Annotated in this window: 17 protein-coding genes; all 17 read right to left on the bottom strand. The window is 56.8% G+C overall.

Going from position 1 to position 22,230, the window contains the following annotated elements:
- Positions 1 to 3: 3 nt before the first annotated feature.
- The 17 genes from argJ to ftsL all read right to left on the bottom strand — a co-directional run bounded on the left by argJ (position 4) and on the right by ftsL (position 22,227).
- Entirely contained in the window at positions 4 to 1,218 is a 1,215-nt protein-coding gene (gene argJ, locus KFE80_11795) for a bifunctional glutamate N-acetyltransferase/amino-acid acetyltransferase ArgJ (protein UTW45045.1), read from the bottom strand.
- A 75-nt stretch (positions 1,219 to 1,293) separates the two neighbouring features.
- A complete protein-coding gene (gene secA, locus KFE80_11790; GenBank protein UTW45044.1) occupies positions 1,294 to 4,263 on the bottom strand; it encodes a preprotein translocase subunit SecA in 2,970 nt (989 codons plus the stop codon).
- A gap of 115 nt (positions 4,264 to 4,378) precedes the next feature.
- Positions 4,379 to 5,317 (bottom strand): peptidoglycan DD-metalloendopeptidase family protein, encoded by a 939-nt coding sequence (locus KFE80_11785; GenBank protein ID UTW46716.1) that lies wholly within the window; start codon positions 5,315 to 5,317, stop codon positions 4,379 to 4,381.
- 146 nt (positions 5,318 to 5,463) lie between these two features.
- Positions 5,464 to 6,378: a UDP-3-O-acyl-N-acetylglucosamine deacetylase gene (locus tag KFE80_11780; GenBank protein UTW45043.1), complete on the bottom strand. Its 915-nt coding sequence runs from the start codon at positions 6,376 to 6,378 to the stop codon at positions 5,464 to 5,466.
- 321 nt (positions 6,379 to 6,699) lie between these two features.
- On the bottom strand, positions 6,700 to 7,932 hold the full coding sequence (gene ftsZ / locus KFE80_11775) for a cell division protein FtsZ (protein UTW45042.1): 1,233 nt from the start codon (positions 7,930 to 7,932) through the stop codon (positions 6,700 to 6,702).
- An 86-nt stretch (positions 7,933 to 8,018) separates the two neighbouring features.
- Positions 8,019 to 9,260: a cell division protein FtsA gene (gene ftsA, locus KFE80_11770; GenBank protein ID UTW45041.1), complete on the bottom strand. Its 1,242-nt coding sequence runs from the start codon at positions 9,258 to 9,260 to the stop codon at positions 8,019 to 8,021.
- The gene (locus tag KFE80_11765) at positions 9,253 to 10,077 is read right to left on the bottom strand and encodes an FtsQ-type POTRA domain-containing protein (protein ID UTW45040.1); all 825 of its coding nucleotides are present in this window, start codon (positions 10,075 to 10,077) and stop codon (positions 9,253 to 9,255) included. Before KFE80_11765 ends, ftsA begins: the two co-directional genes overlap by 8 nt.
- Before the next feature lies 1 nt (position 10,078).
- Positions 10,079 to 10,993: a D-alanine--D-alanine ligase gene (locus KFE80_11760; GenBank protein ID UTW45039.1), complete on the bottom strand. Its 915-nt coding sequence runs from the start codon at positions 10,991 to 10,993 to the stop codon at positions 10,079 to 10,081.
- On the bottom strand, positions 10,990 to 12,393 hold the full coding sequence (gene murC / locus KFE80_11755) for a UDP-N-acetylmuramate--L-alanine ligase (protein UTW46715.1): 1,404 nt from the start codon (positions 12,391 to 12,393) through the stop codon (positions 10,990 to 10,992). Before murC ends, KFE80_11760 begins: the two co-directional genes overlap by 4 nt.
- A gap of 50 nt (positions 12,394 to 12,443) precedes the next feature.
- A complete protein-coding gene (gene murG / locus KFE80_11750; protein ID UTW45038.1) occupies positions 12,444 to 13,535 on the bottom strand; it encodes an undecaprenyldiphospho-muramoylpentapeptide beta-N-acetylglucosaminyltransferase in 1,092 nt (363 codons plus the stop codon).
- Complete coding sequence (ftsW, locus tag KFE80_11745) at positions 13,532 to 14,722, bottom strand: putative lipid II flippase FtsW (protein UTW46714.1); 1,191 nt, start codon at positions 14,720 to 14,722, stop codon at positions 13,532 to 13,534. Before ftsW ends, murG begins: the two co-directional genes overlap by 4 nt.
- Positions 14,713 to 16,047 (bottom strand): UDP-N-acetylmuramoyl-L-alanine--D-glutamate ligase, encoded by a 1,335-nt coding sequence (locus tag KFE80_11740; GenBank protein UTW46713.1) that lies wholly within the window; start codon positions 16,045 to 16,047, stop codon positions 14,713 to 14,715. The genes ftsW and KFE80_11740 overlap by 10 nt, the downstream gene beginning before the upstream one ends.
- Positions 16,048 to 16,100: 53 nt before the next feature.
- On the bottom strand, positions 16,101 to 17,195 hold the full coding sequence (mraY, locus tag KFE80_11735; protein ID UTW45037.1) for a phospho-N-acetylmuramoyl-pentapeptide-transferase: 1,095 nt from the start codon (positions 17,193 to 17,195) through the stop codon (positions 16,101 to 16,103).
- The gene (locus KFE80_11730) at positions 17,195 to 18,571 is read right to left on the bottom strand and encodes a UDP-N-acetylmuramoyl-tripeptide--D-alanyl-D-alanine ligase (GenBank protein ID UTW46712.1); all 1,377 of its coding nucleotides are present in this window, start codon (positions 18,569 to 18,571) and stop codon (positions 17,195 to 17,197) included. The genes mraY and KFE80_11730 overlap by 1 nt, the downstream gene beginning before the upstream one ends.
- Positions 18,572 to 18,575: 4 nt before the next feature.
- The gene (locus tag KFE80_11725; GenBank protein ID UTW46711.1) at positions 18,576 to 20,180 is read right to left on the bottom strand and encodes a UDP-N-acetylmuramoyl-L-alanyl-D-glutamate--2,6-diaminopimelate ligase; all 1,605 of its coding nucleotides are present in this window, start codon (positions 20,178 to 20,180) and stop codon (positions 18,576 to 18,578) included.
- Positions 20,180 to 21,943 (bottom strand): penicillin-binding protein 2, encoded by a 1,764-nt coding sequence (locus KFE80_11720; GenBank protein ID UTW45036.1) that lies wholly within the window; start codon positions 21,941 to 21,943, stop codon positions 20,180 to 20,182. Before KFE80_11720 ends, KFE80_11725 begins: the two co-directional genes overlap by 1 nt.
- Complete coding sequence (gene ftsL, locus KFE80_11715) at positions 21,940 to 22,227, bottom strand: cell division protein FtsL (GenBank protein UTW45035.1); 288 nt, start codon at positions 22,225 to 22,227, stop codon at positions 21,940 to 21,942. The genes KFE80_11720 and ftsL overlap by 4 nt, the downstream gene beginning before the upstream one ends.
- Positions 22,228 to 22,230 lie beyond the last annotated feature (3 nt).

The following is a 22,230-nucleotide window of genomic DNA, read 5'->3' as shown; positions in this document are numbered from 1 at the left end:
ACCTCAGGTTCTGTATTCTGCGTTAATGCGCACGTACTCATGAGACAAATCCGTAGTCCACACGGTTTCCCTGCAATCGCCGCGCCCCAGGTCAATACGGATCTCAATGTCTTCCCGATCCATTACCGCCTGACCCGCCTGTTCGCTGTAACTACTGGCGCGGCCCCCATTCTCGGTGAGCAATACATCACCCAAATGGACAACCACATTATCAACATCCAGGCCATCGACGCCGGCACGGCCAACAGCGGCCAAAATACGCCCCCAGTTGGGGTCGGAAGCAAACAGTGCGGTTTTGACCAACGGTGATTCCGCCACTGTAAACGCCACCGCCAAGGCCTCTGCGGAGCTGGCCCCACCACGAACATCAACGGTCACAAACTTGCTGGCCCCTTCACCATCGCGAACAATGGCCTGTGCCAGTTCAATACAAACTTGTCGCAGGGCAGTGACAAAATCCTCATAGCCACTGCACTCCTCGGCAATCGAAACACCCGACTGCCCAGTGGCTGCCAGAACCACCGAATCATTGGTGGAGGTATCGCCATCAACGGTGATGCGATTAAAAGAACAGTCCACACACGCACGCACCAGCTGCTCCAGCACTGGCTGCTCAATGGCCGCGTCGGTGGCAATGTAGCCAAGCATGGTGGCCATATTGGGCTTAATCATGCCCGAACCCTTGGAAATACCGGTAATAGTGACGGTCTTACCATCGATATCAAGCTGGCGGCTAGCACCTTTGGGGCGAGTATCTGTGGTCATAATGCCCTCACCTGCGTCCACCCAGCCTTGCTCAGTTAAAGTAGAAAGTGCTTTGGGTAATGCAGTGACGATCTTTTCTGCAGGCAAAGGCTCACCAATAACACCGGTCGAAAACGGCAAAACCTCTGACAAAGACACACAGGCCTGCTCGGCAAGTGTCTGGCAAATTAAGTTAGCATCGGCCAATCCCTGCTCACCAGTACCCGCATTGGCATTACCGGTATTGGTAATCAGGTAGCGAGGGGTAGTTTGCGCCAGGTTGGCCTTGGCAATACGTACTGGCGCGGCACAGAAGGCGTTTTTGGTAAACACACCAGCTACCCTGCTGCCAGGTGCGATTTCCATCACCACTAAATCCTTACGGCCAGGGGTTTTGATACCTGCAGAAGTGGTTGCCAGCTTAAAGCCAGGAACAGGGTGCATGGTTGGAAAAGTGGGTTCGCCTACGGCCATGTTTATAGTCCACTAAGTTTTATTGGTACTGTAGCCCGGGTAAAACAAAGCGACACCCCGGCTACGGGTTAGGCGTTACCCCAGCTTTCCGTGGCACTGCTTAAATTTCTTGCCAGAACCGCAGGGGCAAGGATCGTTGCGGCCCACTTTGGGCATGTCACGCACAAAAGGTTGTTGCTGGTCACCAGCCTCAATCTTGCCGTGGCACTGCTTGAATTTTTTGCCCGAGCCACAAGGGCAAGGATCATTGCGGCCAACTCCGGGAGGCGCCTGTTGAGGTTGTTGCTGTGGCTCAGCCTGTTCAGGAGCCGCTGCCATGGCCGAAGCCTCGGCGTGTTGAAATTCCATTTGCTGGCGTTGTTGCTGCTCCAGGCGACGCTGTTCCAATTGCTCCGCTTCATCGGGCTGGGCGATTTGCACTTTGCACAAGAAGCGCGTGGTATCGAGCTTGACGTTGTGCAACAGACTTTCAAACAACTCAAACGACTCCCGCTTGTATTCTTGCTTGGGGTTCTTCTGGGCGTAGGCACGCAGATTAATGCCCTGGCGCAGATGATCCATATTGGCCAGATGCTCTTTCCACAATTGATCCAGCACCTGCAACATAATCTGCTTCTCAATGGCGCGCATGTCTGGCCCCACCTCGTCGCACTTGGCTTTATAGAGGCCTGTTAACTCGGTGTTAACTCGCTCGCGAATACCGTCTTCGTTCAGGCGGTCGTCCTGTTCCAGCCACTGTTGGATAGGCGCTTCCAGCAAGAATTCGGCTTTCAAAGCCTCTTCCAGTCCGCTGATATCCCACTGCTCTTCCAGACTCTCCGGCGGAATATGGGCACTGATAACATCGTTGACCACATCTTCTCGTACCGAATCGATCACGTCGGAAATATCGTCACTTTCCAATAGATCATTGCGCTGCTGGTAAACCACTTGACGCTGATCGTTGGCCACATCGTCAAATTCCAGCAGGTGTTTGCGGATATCAAAGTTGCGTCCTTCTACTTTGCGCTGGGCTTTTTCGATGGCATTCGACACCATGCGATGCTCAATGGCTTCGCCATCCTTCATGCCCAGTGCGCGCATCATGTTTTTCACCCGATCGGAGGCAAACAGGCGCATCAATGGGTCTTCCAAAGACAGGTAGAAACGAGATAAGCCAGGGTCGCCCTGACGGCCGGCACGGCCTCGCAACTGGTTGTCGATGCGGCGGGATTCGTGGCGCTCAGTGCCGATAATATGCAAGCCACCCGCTTCAATCACAGTGGCGTGGCGCTGTTTCCAGTCGGCCTTCACCTCATCAATTTGTGCCTCGGTGGGGTTGCCCATCTCGGCCAACTCCGCTTCCCAGTTGCCGCCCAACACAATATCGGTACCACGACCGGCCATATTGGTGGCGATGGTCACTGCGCCCGGGCGCCCGGCCTGAGCAACGATCTGCGCTTCTTTCTCGTGAAATTTGGCGTTCAGTACCTGGTGAGGTACTTTGGCTTTTTTCAGTAGGCTGGACAGCAACTCAGAGGTTTCAATAGACGCTGTACCCACCAGCACCGGTGCCTGCTTTTCCATGCAGTGTTTGATGTCTTCAATCACCGCCTGGTATTTCTCGCCCTGAGTAAGGTAGACCAAGTCATTGAGGTCTTCCCGGGCAATCGCGCGATTAGTTGGGATAACCACCACGGTCAAACCGTAAATCTGGTGAAATTCGTAGGCTTCGGTATCGGCGGTACCGGTCATACCTGCCAGCTTGTTGTACAAACGGAAGTAATTCTGGAAGGTGGTCGAAGCCAGGGTCTGGCTTTCTTGCTGAATCCGCACACCTTCACGGGCCTCAATAGCTTGGTGCAAGCCTTCAGACAGGCGACGCCCCAACATCTTGCGGCCGGTGTGCTCGTCAATCAGCACCACATCGCTGCCTTCAACAATGTAATCCACATCTCGGCGGAACAGATGATGAGCTTTTAGAGCGGCCTGTACGTGATGCAACAAATTCAGGTTGGTGGCCTGGTACAGACTCTCTTCTTCACCCAACAGGCCTTCGTTTATCAGCAGGCCTTCAATTTTTTCGTGGCCCTGCTCGGTTAACTCAACGGCGCGGCCCTTTTCATCAATCACAAAATCGCCGGTATCCAGAATTTGGCAAATCGGCTGTTTGCCCTCTTCCATCAACACCAGGTCTTTGCCCGCCTCGCGAGCCTCTGCCTGAGCAGCACCGGTGGAAACCAGTTCTGGCTCATCACTGCCACGCTGTAGCTGCACCTTGGGGAACTGGATTTTGTCGTTGCGCATCTTGTCCGAGTGCTGCTGCGGTTTCAGCAGCTGCACTATGCGGTTCATGCGCTTGTAGACTTCGGAACTGTCACTGGCAGCACCGGATATAATCAGCGGGGTACGGGCCTCGTCAATCAGAATGGAGTCCACTTCGTCCACAATGGCAAACGACAGCTGCCGCTGAACCCGGTCTTCCTGGCGCAACGCCATATTGTCGCGCAGGTAGTCAAAGCCAAATTCGTTGTTGGTGCCGTAGGTAATATCGGCGCTGTAATTGAGTTGCTTTTCGTGGGCCATCTGGCCGGAATACACCACGCCCACAGTCAACCCCAACAGCTCGTAAATGGGCCGCATCCAGTCGGCGTCGCGTTTGGCCAGGTAATCGTTGACGGTGATAATGTGTACACCCTCTCCACTCAGGGCGTTCAGGTAAGCCGCCAAAGTAGACATCAGGGTTTTACCTTCACCAGTACGCATTTCCGCAATGCTGCCCTCGTGAAGGGTGATACCGCCAATCATCTGCACATCAAAGTGGCGCATGCCCAGGCTGCGATCGGCTGCTTCACGCACAACAGCAAAGGCCTCTGGCAACAGCTGGTTGAGGGTTTCGCCATTTTGAAAGCGCTGCTTGAAATCATCGGTTTTGGCGCGAAGCTCATCGTCACTGAGCTCACGGTAAGGTTCGTCATAACTGTTTATTTGTTTGACGGTCTTGCGCATCCGGCGCAGCTCACGATCGTTTTTGCTGCCGAATACTTTCTTCAATAAATTGGCCATCGGTTTCCCTTATGGTCGAGTCGTTTAGGTGCCAGTCATGGCAATATGGGGTGTTTGCCGTCGTACTCAAGGGCACAGGCAGATCGGGAATCAACCGCAGAACGCGGCCAGGGAATCAGAGTACTGTTTTTTTGATGTAGCTCGCCGGGTCTACCGGGCGGCCATTCTTAAAGACTTCAAAGTGGACATGGGGGCCGGTGGAACGGCCGGTGCTGCCCATCAGAGCAATAATCTGGCCTTTTTTGACCACATCGCCCGCGCTGACCAAGTTTTGTTTGTTGTGGCCATAGCGGGTGACAAAACCATCGCCGTGCTCAATTTCTATCAGCTGGCCATAACCCTGGCGCTCGCCAGACCAAATAACCACACCGGCAGCAGTGGCCACTACATCACCACCCTCTTTACCGGCGAAATCAACACCGTTGTGCCAGGCGCGCTTGCCGTGAAACGGGTCAGTGCGCCAACCGTATTTGGACGACATCCAACCCTTAGTGATTGGGCGACCAGCAACGGTGGTTTGCTGGGTAATCCCGCGATCCACCAGCATGGATTCCATCATCTGCAGCTGCAGTTCGCGGTCTTCCAGCTGACGCTCTAATTGAGCAAACAGTTTGTCCAGATCAGAGGGCTCACCCCCTTCCACGGCGCCACCCAAAATGGCTTCATCCGGGCCACCCACCGCAGGCACGCGGCTAAAATCAAATTCGCCTTTATCCAGGCTGGCGACATCGGTCAGGCGTTCACCCAGGGCGTCGATCCGAACCAGCCGAGCCTGCATTTCTGCAAGCTTTGAGGTCAAGGCACCCAGCCGGCGACGGGCTTCAGTGTGCTCGCGGGTCAACACCTGACGCTGCTGTTGCAGCTCAACACTCATGGCCTCTACGGCCTGAGCCAATTCCAGATCGGTATTGCGATCACTGGCCAGCTTGCCAATCAGGAAGCCGGTGCCTGTGGGCAGCGCCAGAAAACAAACAGACAGCAGTACTTTGGCCCAGCTATTTAGCGTGACCGAACGGGTACTGTCCTGGTTGTTTCCAATAAAGATGACTTTCATGGCACGAGGGTTTTGCTTTTTATTGTCGTTATCCTGGGTCTCGTCAAAAGAGCCTTCGTCAGAAATGGTTGCCACTGTATCACCTGCCACTTTAGCGTTGCCGGTAAACATACTCTGTTAACTGGGTCGCAGACGCTTAATGTTAACTACAGAGCCGCTACGGGCTTGCTGTAGCTGATGGGGGCAACGGCATCTTCCCCTTCAAAGGTCACCATTTCCCAAGCATCTTCCTGGGCAATCAGGGCTCGCAGGGAGGCGTTGTTGAGGGCATGGCCGGACTTAAACGCTTCAAATTCGCCAATCAGGCTGTTGCCCAGCAGGTACAGGTCGCCAATGGCGTCGAGAATTTTGTGTTTTACAAATTCATCTTCGTAGCGCAGGCCATCTTCATTGAGAATGCTGTACTCGTCGACAGCAATGGCGTTCTTGACACTGGCACCTCGAGCCAGGCCCTTGGAGCGCATGTACTCAAACTCGTGAACAAAGCCGAAGGTGCGCGCCCGGCTCACTTCCTTCACGAAGGAAGTGGTGGAAAAATCAATGGCGGAGTGCAGTGCCCGGCCTTTGAACACCGGGTGGTCGAAATCGATGGTAAAAGAGACTTTAAAGCCGTCAAAGGGCTTGAAGCGCGCCACTTTGTCGTCGTGGGTAACCGTCACTTCTTTTTTGATGCGGATGAACTTTTTCGGGGCTTCCTGCTCGGCGATACCAGCGGACTGAATCAGGAACACAAACGGGCCAGAACTGCCATCCATAATCGGCACTTCCGGGGCGGAAACATCGATAATGGCGTTGTCGATGCCCAATCCCGCCATGGCAGACAACAAGTGCTCGACAGTGGAAACCCGAACATCACCGTTCACCAAGGTAGTGGAAAGAGTGGTATCCCCCACATTCTCGGCTTTGGCTTCAATTTCCACCACAGGGGAAAGGTCGGTGCGACGGAAAATAATGCCGCTGTCCGCCGGAGCGGGGTGCAGAGTCAAATAAACCTTGTCGCCAGTATGTAAACCGACGCCAGTGGCCTTAATGGTGTTTTTCAGTGTCCGCTGCCTGACCATACGCTTGAGTTTCCACGCAAAATGAGCTTAAAAGGCCGCAATCTTAACAGAATGCAACCACCTTAACCACCGCCCCAAAAGGGGGCAGGTCAACTTGGATGTGACCTTAAAAAGCTCAAATAGTGCCACTGTACCGACAAAGGGGAATAAGTGGTCAGTGGCACTGTATTTAATTGCGTGTAGCTGGTCATTACGAGCCGTAGCAGGCAGCGTGGCAATCTCCTTATTACCGCAGCGATATTAATGACTCACCACATCCATGTGGCTCGGGCTTCGCCCGCCTACGCTGCGCTTCGGCGCCCTAATCGGCTGTCCTGCCGATTAGTCCGCCTGACGACGCAGAAAAGCAGGAATATCCAGATAATCCATATCCTGTTCCGCTTTAGGCTCCTCTAGCTTGCGAGCTGTCGCTTCGGTGCTCACCGGTGGTTGCACTTGGGCCTGCGCTGGGTTGCTGTTCGGGCGACGGGTTTGTGCCTGACCGCGACGTACCCGGTTAACCGCTGGTTTGTCCAGTTCGCCGTAATCCACTTCGCCGTTGCTTTTGCGTGGCTCCGCCTGAGAAGTGGTGTTATCCACTACTTTGGTGGGCACAAACTCTCGACCGAGCCCAGTAGCCACCACAGTCACCCGCAGCTTGTCGCCCAGGCTTTCGTCAATAACGGTACCTACCACCACAGTGGCGTCGTCAGAGGCAAACTGCTCCACGGTATCGCCCACATCCTGGAACTCACCCAAGGACAGATCCGGGCCAGCAGTGATATTCACCAGAATACCTTTGGCACCCTGCAGGTTGATGTCTTCCAGCAGCGGGCTGTGTACCGCAGATTCGGCGGCTTCGCGAGCGCGCTGGTCACCAGCGGCTTCGCCGCTGCCCATCATCGCCATGCCCATTTCCGACATGACGGTACGCACGTCGGCAAAGTCCACGTTAATCATGCCCGGACGGATAATCAGGTCGGCAATCCCCTGCACCGCACCCAGCAGCACGTCGTTGGCCGCCTTAAAAGCAGACAGCAGGCTGGTGGAGCTGCCCAGCACCGCCAACAACTTTTCGTTGGGGATGGTAATCAGCGAGTCAACGCGGTCGCGCAGATGCTTCAAGCCCTCTTCGGCAATGGCCATGCGCTTCTTGCCTTCGAAAGAGAACGGGCGAGTGACTACGGCAACGGTAAGAATGCCCAGCTCCTTGGCCACATCCGCCACCACCGGAGCGCCACCGGTGCCGGTGCCACCGCCCATACCGGCAGTGATAAACACCATATCAGCGCCCTGCAGCACATCGGCGATGCGATCGCGATCTTCCAGCGCCGCCTGATGGCCCACTTCCGGATTGGCGCCGGCGCCCAAGCCGCGAGTGACGTTGTTGCCCAACTGCAGAACCGTGGCGTTGCCAATGTCTTTGAGCGCCTGGGCGTCGGTATTGGCGCAAATAAACTCCACGCCTTCGACGTTGCTGTCAATCATGTGCCGCACGGCGTTACCGCCGCCACCACCGACACCGATTACCTTGATTTCCGCTGAATCCGGAATGCTGTCTACGATTTGAAACATAAGTTTTCCCCTTTGTTTTCCCTAATGCTGTTGATACTTAAAATTGCTAAAACTGTTGTCATCGCCAATAGCGATGACGATAAAAATCACAAACTGCCTTGAAACCACTGCTTAATGCGACCAACCAGACTCTCGCCGCTGGCCTCCGAGTTGCTGCTGCGGCGCACGGGCGCACCTTCCTGCTGTTGCTGCATGCCGTACAGCAGCAAGCCAACTCCGGTGGAATAAATCGGGTTGTTGACGATATCCGTCAGCCCGGTAATGTTGCTGGGGGCACCCAAGCGCACCGGCATATGGAAGATTTCTTCCGCCAGCTCCACCACACCTTCCATCTTGGCGGTGCCACCGGTGAGCACGATGCCCGCTGCTACCAGGTCTTCGAAGCCACTGCGACGCAACTCCCCCTGAATTAAGGTAAACAACTCGTCGTAACGGGGTTCCACTACCTCCGCCAGTGCCTGACGAGACAGGTCGCGAGGTGGGCGATCACCGACGCTGGGCACTTTGATGCTCTCTTCCGGCCCCGCCAGGTTGGCCAGCGCACAGGCGTATTTGATCTTCAATTCTTCCGCGTGCGGCGTGGGCGTACGTAACGCCATGGCCACGTCGTTAGTCACCTGGTCGCCGGCAATGGGAATTACCCCGGTGTGGCGAATAGCGCCTTCGGTAAAGATGGCAATGTCGGTAGTACCGCCACCGATATCCACCAGGCAGACGCCCAGTTGTTTTTCGTCTTCGGTAAGCACCGCGTAGCTGGACGCCAGCTGTTCGAGAATCACGTCTTCCACTTCCAGACCACAGCGGCGAATGCATTTTTTGATGTTCTGGGCAGCGTTAGCCGCACAGGTCACCAAATGCACTTTGGCCTCCAGGCGCACACCGGACATACCCAGCGGCTCCCGCACCCCTTCCTGATTGTCGATGATGAATTCCTGCGGCAACACGTGAAGGATTTCCTGGTCCGCTGGAATCGCCACCGCCCTTGCCGCGTCGATCACCCGCTCCACATCCTGAGGGTTCACTTCCCGGTCGCGAATGGCGACGATGCCGTGAGAATTGAGGCTGCGAATATGACTGCCAGCAATGCCCACATACACCGAATGAATGTGGCAGCCCGCCATCAGCTCCGCCTCTTCAATGGCGCGCTGGATGGAGTGCACGGTGGATTCGATATTCACCACCACGCCCTTTTTCATTCCGGTGGAGTGATACATGCCGGTACCGACGATCTCCAACTGACCATCTGGACTCAACGAACCCACAATCGCCACCACCTTGGAGGTGCCGATATCGAGCCCGACGATCATGCGTTCTTCGTTACTAGCCATGCTTTGCTTCCCCACTCTCTTCGTCGTCTTCGCCACGCCAACTCACGGCCACACCATTGGGGTAACGAATATCAATCTGTGCAATCTCTCCCTGGCGGTGGCGCAATACGGTGTCGTACACCGCCAGAAAGCGTTTTAGTTTTTCGGTGACATTGCCCTGGCCCACTTCAATTTCCAGGGCGCTGTTTTCCACACCATCCGCGCCGTTGCCAGCCACCACCTTCAAATACCAGGCGCGGCGGTTGTCGAGGCGAAATTCCATGGTCTTCAGGCCCGACGGCAGCAACATTTGGGCAGCGTGCTGGTACTGCTCCATAATCTCCCGCGCCTGCCCCTGCGGCCCTAGCAAAAGAGGCAGATTTTCCAGCCCGCTGTTGTCTTCAATATCCAGCGCCTGACCGCGACTGTTGAGAAATCCACGACGATTCCAACGAGCGATGGGCATTTCCTCGGTCACCGAAATCTCCAGGTGCCCAGGCCAGCGGCGGCTAACGACCGCACTGGCAATCCAGGGGTCCTGTTCCAATTGGCTGCGTATACGGCGCAAGTTCAGGCTCAGAAAGCCGCCGTTTAATTCACGCCTTACCAAACGGGCAATCTGCTCGCGACTGGCGTAGTTAAAATCTCCCTGCACCGAGATGCGCTCGATGGGGCGATCCAGATTTTGGTAAAGCAGCACTCCGCCCCACAGCATGCCGAGCGCAAAACAGCTCCACAGCACGGTAAACATCGCGGTGCGCAACAGCGACCACAAGCCTTCGAAGCGAGGTTCCCGCTGATTGCGTACGGCGCCTTTTTTATTCGCTGCTCGACTCATATCAATTCATTGATGTCCGTAAAATCTCCACCACCAGTTGTTCCATGGTGATGCCTTCTGCCGCCGCAGCTTTCGGCACCAGGCTGTGATCGGTCATGCCGGGGATGGTGTTCACTTCCAGTACCTGAAAGTGGCCATCACTGTCGCGCATCACATCCACCCGGCCCCAGCCACTGCAGCCAATACTGTTAAACGCCTGCAGTGCCAGCTGCTGTAACTGATGCACCTCACCACCGTGCAGACCGCAGGGAATAAGATAGCGGGTGTCGTCCAGCACATACTTGGCTTCGTAATCGTAAAAACCACGATCCGTCTCCAGCTTTATCGGCGTCAATGCGCGGCCATTGAGTACCGCAACCGTATATTCCGGACCATCAATCCAGCGCTCTGCCATCACCTCGCCGTAGATGGATGCCTGTTGCCAGGCATCTCGCAGCTGTTCCGGTGTTTCCGCCCGGCGCATACCAATACTGGAACCCTCACCATTGGGCTTTACCATGACCACACCACCCAGAGACTCCAGTGTTGCCGCCCAGTCGCTGTCTTCACTCAAAATGGCAAACTCAGCAGTGGGCAAATCAATGCCGCGCCACAATTTTTTGCAGCGCCATTTATCCATCGCGAGTGCCGAGGCCATCACGCCACTGCCGGTGTAGGGAATTTCAAGCAACTCCAGTGCCCCCTGCAAGGTGCCGTCCTCGCCCCCGGGGCCGTGCAAAACCAGTACCGCGCGATCCATATCCACCGATTGAATAGCGGTCAGAGGTTTGTCTTCCACCACGATGGGCACCGCATCCACACCAGCCCGCAGCAATGCCTCATACACCGCTTGCCCAGACTGCAACGACACCTCTCGCTCTGCGGAGTTGCCGCCGTAAATAACGCCGACACGACCAAAGTCGAGGCTCTGGCTCATTGCAGCTTCCTCTCTGCCAGCATTTTCACCAGCTTGCCCACGCTGCCTGCACCCTGAGTAATCACAATGTCTCCAGGCTGGACGATGTCTCGAACAATATCTGGCACCGCATCAATGCCGTCGGCGTAAATCGGATCCACCAAACCGCGCTGGCGGATACTGCGACACAGCTGGCGGCTATCAACACCGGGCACCGGCTCCTCACCGGCACCATAAACCTCGGTTAACACCAGAGCGTCACAGCTGGAAAGAATTTGCACAAAGTCTTCGTACAAATCGCGAGTCCGCGAATAACGGTGGGGCTGGAACACCATCACCAGGCGCCGTTCTGGCCAGCCATCCCTTACAGCTTTGATCGTGGCAGCCACTTCACGGGGGTGATGGCCATAGTCGTCCACCAGCATGGCTTCGCCGCCGCGACCAGCGCCGGTAGACACGGCAAATTCACCGTGCACCTCAAAGCGGCGGCCAACACCGCCAAATTTGCTCAGCCCCTCACAGATGGCGCTATCGTCAATGCCTTCATCGGTGGCCACCGCAATAGCGGCCGTGGCATTGAGCACGTTGTGAGCTCCGGGAATATTAAGTTCGATATCCAGTGCCGCCTTGCCATCCGGGCGGTGCACTTTAAAGTGGCTACGACCTTTGTCATTGCGCAAATCGGTAATGCGGTAATCCGCCTGCTCAGAGAAGCCATAGGTAAGCATGGGCCGGGATACATCGGGCATGACTTCCCGCACTCGCTCATCATCCACACAAAGCACTGCCAAGCCATAAAACGGCAGGTTGTGCAGGAACTCCACAAAGGTCTGCTTGAGTTTGCCCTCGTCAAAACCGTAGGTTTCCATGTGATCGATATCGATATTGGTCACCACCGCGACTAACGGTTGCAGATGCAGGAACGACGCGTCGCTCTCATCCGCTTCTGCCACCAGATAGCGACTCTCACCCAGGCGAGCGTTGGTACCCGCGCTGTTAAGGCGGCCGCCAATCACAAAAGTGGGGTCTTTATCGCCCTCGGCAAAAATCGACGCAATCAAACTGGTGGTGGTGGTTTTACCGTGAGTACCCGCCACTGCAATGCCGTGGCGATAGCGCATCAGCTCCGCCAACATTTCGGCACGGCGCACAATTGGAATGCGCTGGTCGCGGGCGCGCACCATTTCCGGGTTGTTGTCGCTCACCGCGGTGGAGTTAACCACCACATCCACGCCGTCCACATTGCTGGCGGCGTGACCGATATGAATCGTCGCGCCCATATCCCGCAGGCGTTTGGTCACGGGACCATCGTTAATGTCGGAACCGGAAATCTGATAACCCTGGTTGAGCAGTACTTCGGCAATGCCGCACATACCCACACCACCGATACCAATAAAGTGAATACGCTGAATACGGCGCATCTCTGGAATCTCAAAGACGCCGCTCGCCTTGCCAGCATTTGTTGTTTTACTCATTTGCATACCTCCTCACAGGCATCTGCTACCGCAGCCACCGCCTCTGGCTGCGCCAGCTCGCGTGCATTTTTCGCCATAGCAATCAAGCGTTCGCGTTCGCCCAACAGCTGCTGCAGCTCCACCGCCAGCTTCTCTGGGCTCAGCTGATGCTGCTGAATCTGGCGAGCGGCATCGTTATTCACCAACCACTGACCATTTTTGGTCTGGTGATCGTCGATGGCGTGTGGAAATGGAATCAAAATGGAACCCACCCCCGCAGCGGCCAATTCCGATACGGTCAAGGCCCCCGCGCGACACACCACCAAATCTGCCCAACCATAGGCCTCCGCCATATCGTCAATAAAGGGCACCACATGGGCGTCAATGCCCTGCTCCCGGTAATCTTCTTCAGTCACCACCGCCTTATCCCTGCCGGTCTGATGCCAGATGTTGGGCCATTCGTTTTGCGGCAGGCGAGCAATGGCCTTGGGCAACACATCATTAATAGCCTGAGCGCCCAGGCTGCCGCCCAAGATCAGCAAGTTGGGGGTATCGCCATTGCGTTGCAGTCGCTGCCCAGGCTCCACAAGCTCCAAAATTTCCCGGCGTACCGGGTTACCGCAATGACGGCCCTTGGGCAGGGAGCCAGGAAACGCTTCCATCACCCGGCGAGCCATTTTTGCCAACCAGCGATTGGTGGTGCCAGCTACCGCATTTTGCTCGTGTATCACCACCGGAATACCCAACAGGCGCGCCGCCAAACCACCGGGGCCAGAGGCAAAACCGCCCATGCCCAGCACCGCATTTGGGCGCTGCTGGCGCAGCAATGCCCGCGCCTGAGAAACTGCTTTGAGCAGCAAAAACGGCGCTTTCAACAAAGTGGCAATGCCTTTGCCGCGCACCCCCGCCACATCGATAAAATGCAGTTCAATATCATTGGCGGGCACCAAATCCGCCTCGATGCCACGGCGGGTACCAAACCACTCCACCACCACACCGCGATTGCGCAATTCGTTGGCCACCGCCAGCGCCGGGAACACATGGCCACCGGTGCCACCAGCCATCACCATGACTTTTTTATCGCTGTTGTTGATTGCCGACTCAGTCATCGGGCTGCCCTGCTGCTTTTGGTCGAAGCGCTTTTCCCCGGAGGGCTGTGCAGCTCCATACCAAAACGTAAAATCAGCGCCACCATCACGCAGCTCACCAATAGGCTGCTGCCGCCGTAGCTGACAAAGGGCAGCGTCAGTCCCTTGGTGGGCAGCAACCCGGACGCCACCCCAATATTGATAAATGCCTGCCCTGCCATCAGCACTCCCAAGCCAAACACGGCGTAGGCGGAAAACCAGTCACAGCGGCGTACCGCCTGGCGGATAATGGCAAACACACGCCACAGCAACAGGCCAAACAAAGCCAGCACTGCGACCACGCCCAACAAGCCGAACTCTTCTGCAAAAATGGCAAACACGAAGTCGGTGTAAGCCTCCGGCAGGTAGCCCAGCTTCTGGATGCTGTTGCCTAAACCCACGCCAAACCATTCGCCGCGACCAAAGGCAATCAACGACTGAGTCAGCTGGTAGCCACTGCCAAATTGATCCGCCCAGGGATCCAGATAGGCCACCAAACGCTGATAGCGATAGGGAGACAGAAACGCCGCCAACCCCAGCAAGCCACCGGCCAATGTCACCAGGGCCCCAACTTGCCAGAGTTTGACGCCGGCAAAAAACAACATGCCCAGCACCGCACCGGACAACACCACTGAGGAGCCCAGATCCGGTTCCAGCAACAGCAGCCCCACCAGCGCCGCCAAGATGCCCAAAGGTTTGCCAATTTCTTTCCAGTTTTCTCGCAGCACCTCATGATGGCGCTGCAGATAGCCCGCCATAAACAACACCACGGCCACCTTCACCAGTTCCGATACCTGGAACGTCAGCGGGCCAATGCCCAACCAGCGACGACTGCCGTTAAAGCTGCGGCCAACACCGGGAATCAACACAATCAGCAGCAGGACAAACGCCGCCGCCAGTAGCAGCAATCCGTACTGATACCAGAAGGCCACCGGAATATTCAGCACCACCAGTGCCAGCACCGAGCCCAGCATCAAATACATCAACTGGCGCTTGAGGAAGTAGAGGCTGTCGCCGTACTTGAGCTCGGCAAAATTCACTGACGCGGAGTAAATCATCACCACCCCCAAGGTAATGAGCGCCAATACCGCCAGCAGCAGTTTGGCGTCCAGATAGCGGGCGCTATCCGGGGTAAATGACCACTGCAATCCGGCGACCGTCATTGCAATGCCTCCGCCGCTTTGGCGAACATGTCGCCCCGGTGTTCAAAATTATTGAACATATCGAAGCTGGCACAGGCCGGCGACAACAGCACCAAATCCCCTGGCTGGGCCAATTGGCGAGCACGGGCTACGGCGCCTTCCAGGCTTTGGTGAGATTCGATGTCGGTAGCACCGGCAATGGCCTCGCCAATACGCAGGCCATCAACCCCGATAAGCAAGGCCTGTTTAACCGTGGCCGCTACGGTACTGCGCAATTCATGAAACTCTGCGCCCTTGCCATCGCCACCAGCAATCCAAACAATATTGGGGTGTTCTTTATTACCTAAGCCTTCCAGCGCCGCCAGGGTAGCCCCCACGTTGGTGGCTTTGGAGTCGTTGATATAACTCACCCCATCCAGAGTGCGCACGGTCTGGCAGCGGTGATCGAGACCGGGGAATGTTTTCATGGCTGCGGCCATGGCTTCCTGAGTTAAGCCCAGCACAGCGCCCATAGCCATGGCCGCCAGGGCATTGGCCCAGTTGTGACTGCCCTTGATGCACAGCTCCGCCACCGGCATCAGATCGCCGTCGGGGCCGTGGAGCCACAGGTCACCGCCGCGATTGGCAATGCCGCACTGGTGGATATCGCTGAGGGTGCGCTCACTGAGCTGCAACCCGAAGCTGGACAACTCGGCAGCACTGTCACCGGGGCGCGTGGCATTGTCATCGCGGTTGCAGACAATGTGTGCCGCACCGTGAAAAATCCGCTGCTTGGCGGCCAGGTAACTGTCCATGGAACCGTAGCGATCCAAATGATCTTCCGAAAGATTGAGAATGGTGGATACCGCAGGCTTGAGATTGTGGGTAATTTCCAACTGAAAGCTGGATAGCTCCAACACATAGAGCTCGCAGTCCTCCGCCAGCAATTCCAGCGCCGGGGTGCCCAGGTTGCCGCCAACCGCCACTCGCAAACCGGCCGCCTTGGCCATCTCGCCCAACAGCGCGGTTACTGTGCTCTTGCCGTTGGAACCCGTAATGGCGGCCACAGGCGCTTTAACATGGCGGGCAAACAGCTCGATATCACCAATCACCTCGATGCCCTGCTGGCGAGCGGCCACCAACAGCGGCTCGTCAGGGGCCAAACCGGGGCTCACCACCAGTTCACTGGCGCCTTGCAACGCCTGGGCAGCGTCGGCACCAAGGAAGCAATCCACCCCGGGGAATTCTTGTTCAAACTGCGCCAACAGCGGTGGTTGTTCCCGGGTATCGCAAACCACAAACGGCACCTGGCGGCTCGCCAAAAAGCGAACCACCGACAAGCCGGTGACACCGATACCCAGGATCGCTGTCACGCCTTGTTGTGAGTCATGCTTTGCCGTAGTCACTGTTGTCTCTCTGCCTTTAATTAACGCAGTTTCAAAGTTGCCAGACCGATCAGCACCAGCATCACGGTGATAATCCAGAAGCGCACAATCACCCGCGGCTCTGGCCAGCCTTTCAATTCAAAGTGGTGATGGATGGGCGCCATGCGGAAGACTCGCTTACCGGTCAGCTTGAACGACGCCACCTGAATCATCACCGACAGGGTTTCCATCACAAATACACCGCCCATAATGAAAAACACAATTTCGTGGCGCACAATCACCGCGATCACACCCAGTGCAGCCCCCAGAGCAAGAGCACCAACATCGCCCATAAACACTTGAGCCGGGTAGGTGTTGAACCACAGGAAGCCAAGCCCGGCTCCACCCAATGCGGCGCAGAACACAATCAATTCACCAGCGCCGGCGATATAGGGAATGTGCAAATAATCGGCAAACTGGCTGTGGCCGGTGAGATAGGCAAATACGCCCAACGCGCCCCCCACCATCACCGTGGGCATAATCGCCAGGCCATCGAGGCCGTCAGTGAGGTTTACCGCGTTGCTGCCGCCAACAATCACAAAGTAGGTGAGCGCGATATAGCAAACCCCGCCCAGGGCCGTGAGCGGCAACGCCACATCTTTAAAAAACGGCACATACAAGGTGGTTTCTGCCGGTGAACCCGCAGTGCAGTACAAAAAGATAGCGGCTCCCAAACCACCTACCGATTGCCAGAAATACTTCCAGCGGGCGGGCAGACCCCGGGAGTTTTTTTCCACCACCTTGCGGTAGTCATCCACCCAGCCCACGGCGCCAAAAATAAAGGTGACACCCAGCACCACCCACACGTAACGATTTTCCAGGTTCGACCACAGCAGGGTGGCGATAAAAATCGCCATCAGGATCAGCGCGCCGCCCATGGTGGGTGTACCGGATTTGCTGAGGTGGCTCTGGGGGCCATCGCTGCGCACCGACTGACCAATCTGCAACAAATTCAATTTGCGGATCATCACCGGCCCCAACCACAGGGAAAGCCCCAATGCGGTCAGCACACCGAGAATGGCCCGGAACGTCAGGTACTGCACCACCCCAAAGGCACTGACGTACTGTGATAAATAATCTGCCAACCAATAGAGCATTATTTTTCTCCCGCGCTGGTGGCTACCAACGCTTTGGTTATATTTTCCATACCGGAACTGCGCGATCCTTTTACCAATATCGCCACTCCGCTGCCCAACTGGGGCTGTAACTCGGCGATCAAATCCTGCTGGTTTTGAAAATGTCTGCCACCGTTGCCAAACGCGGCACTGGTATTGGCAGACAAGGTACCCACGGTATACAGCTGAGCCACACCCGCCTGGGCGGCGTATTCACCGACCTCGGCGTGCAACGCCACCTCATCGGCACCCAGCTCCCCCATATCACCCAACACCAACAACGGCCTGCCCGGCAACTGCAACAACGCATCCACCGCCGCTTTCACCGAGCCGGGATTGGCGTTGTAACTGTCGTCGATCAAATAATCACCGTTGTCAAGTTCCAGCAGTTCCATACGCCCAGCAACCCGCCGCAGCGCACTGAGGCCAGCGGCGATATGCTCCACACTCACACCGGCCGCCTGGGCAACCGCCGCAGCGGCCAGAGCATTGGAAATATTATGGCGGCCACTGAGACCAAGGCTGACCGAAGCCACACCTTGAGGGCTATGCAACTGAAAAGAGCAACGGCCCAGTTGGTCCACCTCAATATTGCTGGCAAACAGGCCTGCACTGTCGTTGCCTTCTGTAGCACTAAACGTCAGGCAGTTGCGTTCATTGATAAGGCCGCGCCACAGCGCCACATAATCCTGATCCAAATTCAGTACCGCGGTGCCATCTGCCGGCAGGCCGCTGTAAATTTCACCTTTGGCGTGGGCAATGGCATCGACACTGCCAAAACCTTCCACGTGGGCTGGCAATACGTTATTCACCAAGGTCACCTGCGGGCGCCCCAGCTGGCACAGGTAACCAATTTCGCCACCACCGCTGGCACCCATTTCAATAACCGCGTACTGATGGCGTTGCTCAAGCCCCATCAATGTCAATGGCACACCGATGTGATTATTCAAGTTACCCCGGGTGGCGAGCACGGCTGACTCACCCACCGCCTGGGCAAATATCGACGCCAGCATTTCTTTCACGGTGGTTTTTCCGGCGCTGCCAGTCACCGCGACCACCACACCCTGGTAATCCTTGCGCTTCAAGCTGGCCAACTGGCCGAGGGCTGCTGTGGTGTCCGCAACCACCCACTGGGGCAATTCCAGATTTCGATCCGGGGTTTCCACCACTAGCCCACAGGCCTTTTCCGCCGCCTGGGCGAGGAAATTGTGGGCATCAAAGTGCTCGCCCCGCAGCGCCACAAACAGATCACCATTGGCCAGGCTGCGGGTATCTGTGGATAGGCTCTGAAACTGGCAATCCGGAAACATCAGGGTGCCGCCAAATTCAATAGCGGCTCGGGACAGACTCAGAGGCATCGACTCAGTGTTCACGATCAGCCCCCGGTTGTATTGCCGACAGGTCAATGGGCAGGTCACCCGCCGCCTGTTTGGCCGCTCTTTCCATCAATACCTGGGCGGCCTGCTCCAGATCGCTGAACGGCAGTCTCTTCCCTTGCACTTCCTGGTAAGTTTCATGGCCTTTGCCAGCGATCAGCACGCAGTCTTCATCGTCTGCGCAGGCAATAGCCTCACGAATTGCCGCGGCTCGATCCGGGGCCACACGCACCGCCTGGGATTCCGGCATACCGGCCAGGATATCGAGAATAATTTGATCCGGGTTTTCGCTGCGCGGGTTGTCACTGGTCACCACCGGGCAGTCCGCCAAACGCGCGGCAACTTCGCCCATTTGTGGGCGTTTACCGCTGTCGCGATCGCCACCGCAGCCAAACACACACCACAAGCGCCCACAGCAGTGAGTGCGCAAGCCCGACAGCGCCTGTTCTAGAGCGTCCGGGGTGTGGGCGTAATCCAACACCACCGCCGGGTGCAGCACACCGCCAGCCAGCTGTGCGTTTACCAGCTGCATACGCCCAGGTACCGCCGTCAAAGCGGAAATTTGCGCTAACACCTTATCCAGAGCCCAACCCTGACCGCAGGCAGCGGTTAACACTGTCAGTAAATTGCTGAGGTTAAATTGCGCCAACAGCGGGGAGCGCAGCTCGCCGTCACCCCACGGGGTTTTCACCTGAGCGCTGATACCCTCTTCAGAGAGCACCACATCACTGGCCACCACATCGGCAGCCGGATTATCGATACCAAAACGATAGCAAGTCACCGACTTGGGTAATTGCTCAGCAATAACGTCACTGGCACTGTCGTCACCGTTAAGCACAGCCAACTTCAGCCCCGGTTGTTTAAACAACCGCGCCTTGGCCGCCAGATAGCTGTCCATATCGCCGTGGTAATCCAGGTGATCGCGGCTCAAGTTGGTAAATACGGCAGTGTGAAATGGCAGCGCCGCCACCCTGCCCTGCTCCAGGCTGTGAGACGACACTTCCATGGCCACACTGGCGGCACCGCCATGGTGCAGCTGAGACAGAATTTGCTGAGTATTAATAGCATCCGGGGTGGTCATGCCGGTTTCAAGCAACTCACCATCCACCAGGCCATAGCCCAGGGTGCCAATAAAGCCGGACTGCTGATCGCTGCCACTTTGCTCTAGCAGCCGTTGTTGCAACTGTGCCAGCAGTTGACTGCAAGTGGTTTTGCCATTGGTGCCGGTGATACCGGTCAACTGCACCTGCTCCGCGGGCTCACCGTAAAAGCGTGCCGCAATGGCGCTCAGCTGCTGTGCAAGGCCGGTAACCGCAACCACTCGAGGCTCTGCAGACAATTCATCGGACAGGTTATTAGCTTCCGCAACCACTACAGCGGCACCCGCGGCCAGGGCCTGGCCCACAAACTCACGGCCATCAACACTGAGCCCCGGGCAAGCCAGGAACAAACCGCCGGGCACCACCTGGCGGCTATCGGCAGTGATCGCAGTTACCTCTATGCGTTGCTGCTCAGCAGAAAGCGCAACGCCGGGCAGCAATTGGCCCAGCGTTTTCACTTGCGTTACCTGTGGATGGTGAGGACTCGACATCATGTCGCCCCCCCGTCAGGCGGCGACTCTTTCAGGGCTGTCACCTGCTGACTGTCATCGGTGTCCGGCGGCACCCGCAACAAGCGCAGCGACTCTGCCATCACCCCGGCAAACACCGGTGCCGCCACCGAGCCACCACCGTGGTTTTCACCAATAGTGGGCTCGTCGATCACTACTACGCAAACCAACTTGGGGTCATCCGCGGGAACCGCACCGGCAAACAATGCGATATGGCGGTTATTGTCGTAGCCACCACCTTTGGCCACTTTGCGAGCGGTGCCCGTTTTGCCTGCCACCTGGTAAGCAGTTAAAGCAGCCCGGGTACCGGTGCCGCCGGGCTCAGTCACCGCTTTCATCATATCCAGCACCTGACGCGCCACTTGAGGCTCAATCACCTGTTCAGTGCGCGCAGGCTGACTGTTCTTTAACAGCGTCACCGGCCGGGATTGTCCGCCGGCCGCAAGCACTGCGTAAGCTTTGGCAATTTGCACCGGTGACGCATTGAGGCCGTAGCCAAACGCCAGGGTGGTACGGGTGACATCGTCCCAACGCCGTGGTGCGGGCAAATAGCCCTCGATCTCACCGGGAAATTCCAGCCCGGTTGCCTGCCCCAAGCCACCGCGGGCAAATACTTCGCGCACATGATGAGGGTCCAGCGCCAACGCCACCTTAGACGTACCCACCTGACTGGATTTGGCCAACACACCGGCCATATCCAACACGCCGTAGCCCAGCGGGTCTTTAATGTCCTTGTACCCCACCCGCACGTAGCCCATGCCGGTATCGACAACGCTGCTGGGGGTAAATTTGCCACTTTCCAGAGCCGCCACCATGGTAAAAGGCTTCATGGTGGAGCCAGGCTCAACCCGGTCGGTGACGGCGCGGTTGCGCATAGCAGAAGCGGAGCGCGCACCTTTGGCATTGGGATTAAAAGAGGGCTGGTTGGCCATGGCCAATACTTCGCCGCTGGCTACATCCAACATCACTACGGAACCGGCTTTGGCACCAAAGCGTTTCACAGCCTCTTTGAGTTCGCGGTAAGCCAGATATTGCAAACGCAGATCAATACTGAGGGCTACGTCTTTACCTGGCTGTTCCCGACGAATCAGTTCCAGGTCTTTGATCACATTGCCTTTCAGGTCTTTGAGCACACGTTTGGCGCCGGGCGTGCCGGTCAGGTATTCATCAAACGCCAACTCGACACCTTCCTGGCCGCGATCATCCACATTGGTCACTCCCACCAGCTGGGCAGTCACTTCGTGAGCCGGGTAATAGCGCTTGAACTCGCGGCGGGAGTGAACACCGTCGATTTTCAGGTCCATGACTTTTTTGGCATCCGCTGGTGCCAGCTGGCGAGCCAGGAACATAAACTCTTTATTGACGTAACGCTTCAGGCGCTGCTGCAGGTCACTGGCTTTAACGCCCAGTTTGTCGGCCAGTCGAGCCAGCACCGCCGGATCGTTGCTCAACACCTGAGGATTAGCCCACAGGGTGGCCACCGGAGTACTCACGGCCAGGGTCTCGCCATAGCGATCGGTAATCAACCCTCGGTAAGCCGGGATAGGTTGCTCTCGAACAGTACGGGCATCACCCTGAGTCTGCAGAAACTCAGCACCGCGATCCTGATCCGGCAACACCTGCAAACCGGCGATATGCCACACCAGCAGTGCTGGCAACGCCAGCAGGCAAACCACCACGGAGAAGAAGCGCCAGCGAGAGATGGTCAACTTTTTGCGGCTGCGATTGTTTCGGGCGCGGGTCATGGGCGCACCACCACAATGTCATCGGCAATTGGCGCACGCATACCCAGCTTATCCGATGCCTGTTGCTCGACACTGCTGAAAGAGCCGTGAGCCGCCTGCTCCAGCAGTAACTGCCCCCACACCACCTGTTGTTGGTTGTGGGATTTCTCCAGTTGAGTCAGTTGAGCAAACAGTGTGCGGCACTGGTGGCTGACATTCACCACCGCCAGCGCCGACACAACCACCGCCAGCCACAGCGAAGCTGTAACCCAAGCGAGCGATTTTTTGTTTGCTGTGCGACTCATTCT

Source organism: bacterium SCSIO 12696 (assembly GCA_024397955.1).
GTDB lineage: Bacteria > Pseudomonadota > Gammaproteobacteria > Pseudomonadales > Porticoccaceae > SCSIO-12696.
Note: the sequence above shows the minus strand (reverse complement) of the source record. Positions and strands in the feature narration are given on the sequence as shown.

Excerpts from the sequence above, each read along its gene's own strand:
- argJ (UTW45045.1), bottom strand. The coding sequence starts at position 1,218 with ATGGCCGTAGGCGAACCCACTTTTCCAACCATGCACCCTGTTCCTGGC.
- secA (UTW45044.1), bottom strand. The coding sequence starts at position 4,263 with ATGGCCAATTTATTGAAGAAAGTATTCGGCAGCAAAAACGATCGTGAG.
- KFE80_11785 (UTW46716.1), bottom strand. The coding sequence starts at position 5,317 with ATGAAAGTCATCTTTATTGGAAACAACCAGGACAGTACCCGTTCGGTC.
- KFE80_11780 (UTW45043.1), bottom strand. The coding sequence starts at position 6,378 with ATGGTCAGGCAGCGGACACTGAAAAACACCATTAAGGCCACTGGCGTC.
- ftsZ (UTW45042.1), bottom strand. The coding sequence starts at position 7,932 with ATGTTTCAAATCGTAGACAGCATTCCGGATTCAGCGGAAATCAAGGTA.
- ftsA (UTW45041.1), bottom strand. The coding sequence starts at position 9,260 with ATGGCTAGTAACGAAGAACGCATGATCGTCGGGCTCGATATCGGCACC.
- KFE80_11765 (UTW45040.1), bottom strand. The coding sequence starts at position 10,077 with ATGAGTCGAGCAGCGAATAAAAAAGGCGCCGTACGCAATCAGCGGGAA.
- KFE80_11760 (UTW45039.1), bottom strand. The coding sequence starts at position 10,993 with ATGAGCCAGAGCCTCGACTTTGGTCGTGTCGGCGTTATTTACGGCGGC.
- murC (UTW46715.1), bottom strand. The coding sequence starts at position 12,393 with ATGCGCCGTATTCAGCGTATTCACTTTATTGGTATCGGTGGTGTGGGT.
- murG (UTW45038.1), bottom strand. The coding sequence starts at position 13,535 with ATGACTGAGTCGGCAATCAACAACAGCGATAAAAAAGTCATGGTGATG.
- mraY (UTW45037.1), bottom strand. The coding sequence starts at position 17,195 with ATGCTCTATTGGTTGGCAGATTATTTATCACAGTACGTCAGTGCCTTT.
- KFE80_11730 (UTW46712.1), bottom strand. The coding sequence starts at position 18,571 with ATGCCTCTGAGTCTGTCCCGAGCCGCTATTGAATTTGGCGGCACCCTG.
- KFE80_11725 (UTW46711.1), bottom strand. The coding sequence starts at position 20,180 with ATGTCGAGTCCTCACCATCCACAGGTAACGCAAGTGAAAACGCTGGGC.
- KFE80_11720 (UTW45036.1), bottom strand. The coding sequence starts at position 21,943 with ATGACCCGCGCCCGAAACAATCGCAGCCGCAAAAAGTTGACCATCTCT.
- ftsL (UTW45035.1), bottom strand. The coding sequence starts at position 22,227 with ATGAGTCGCACAGCAAACAAAAAATCGCTCGCTTGGGTTACAGCTTCG.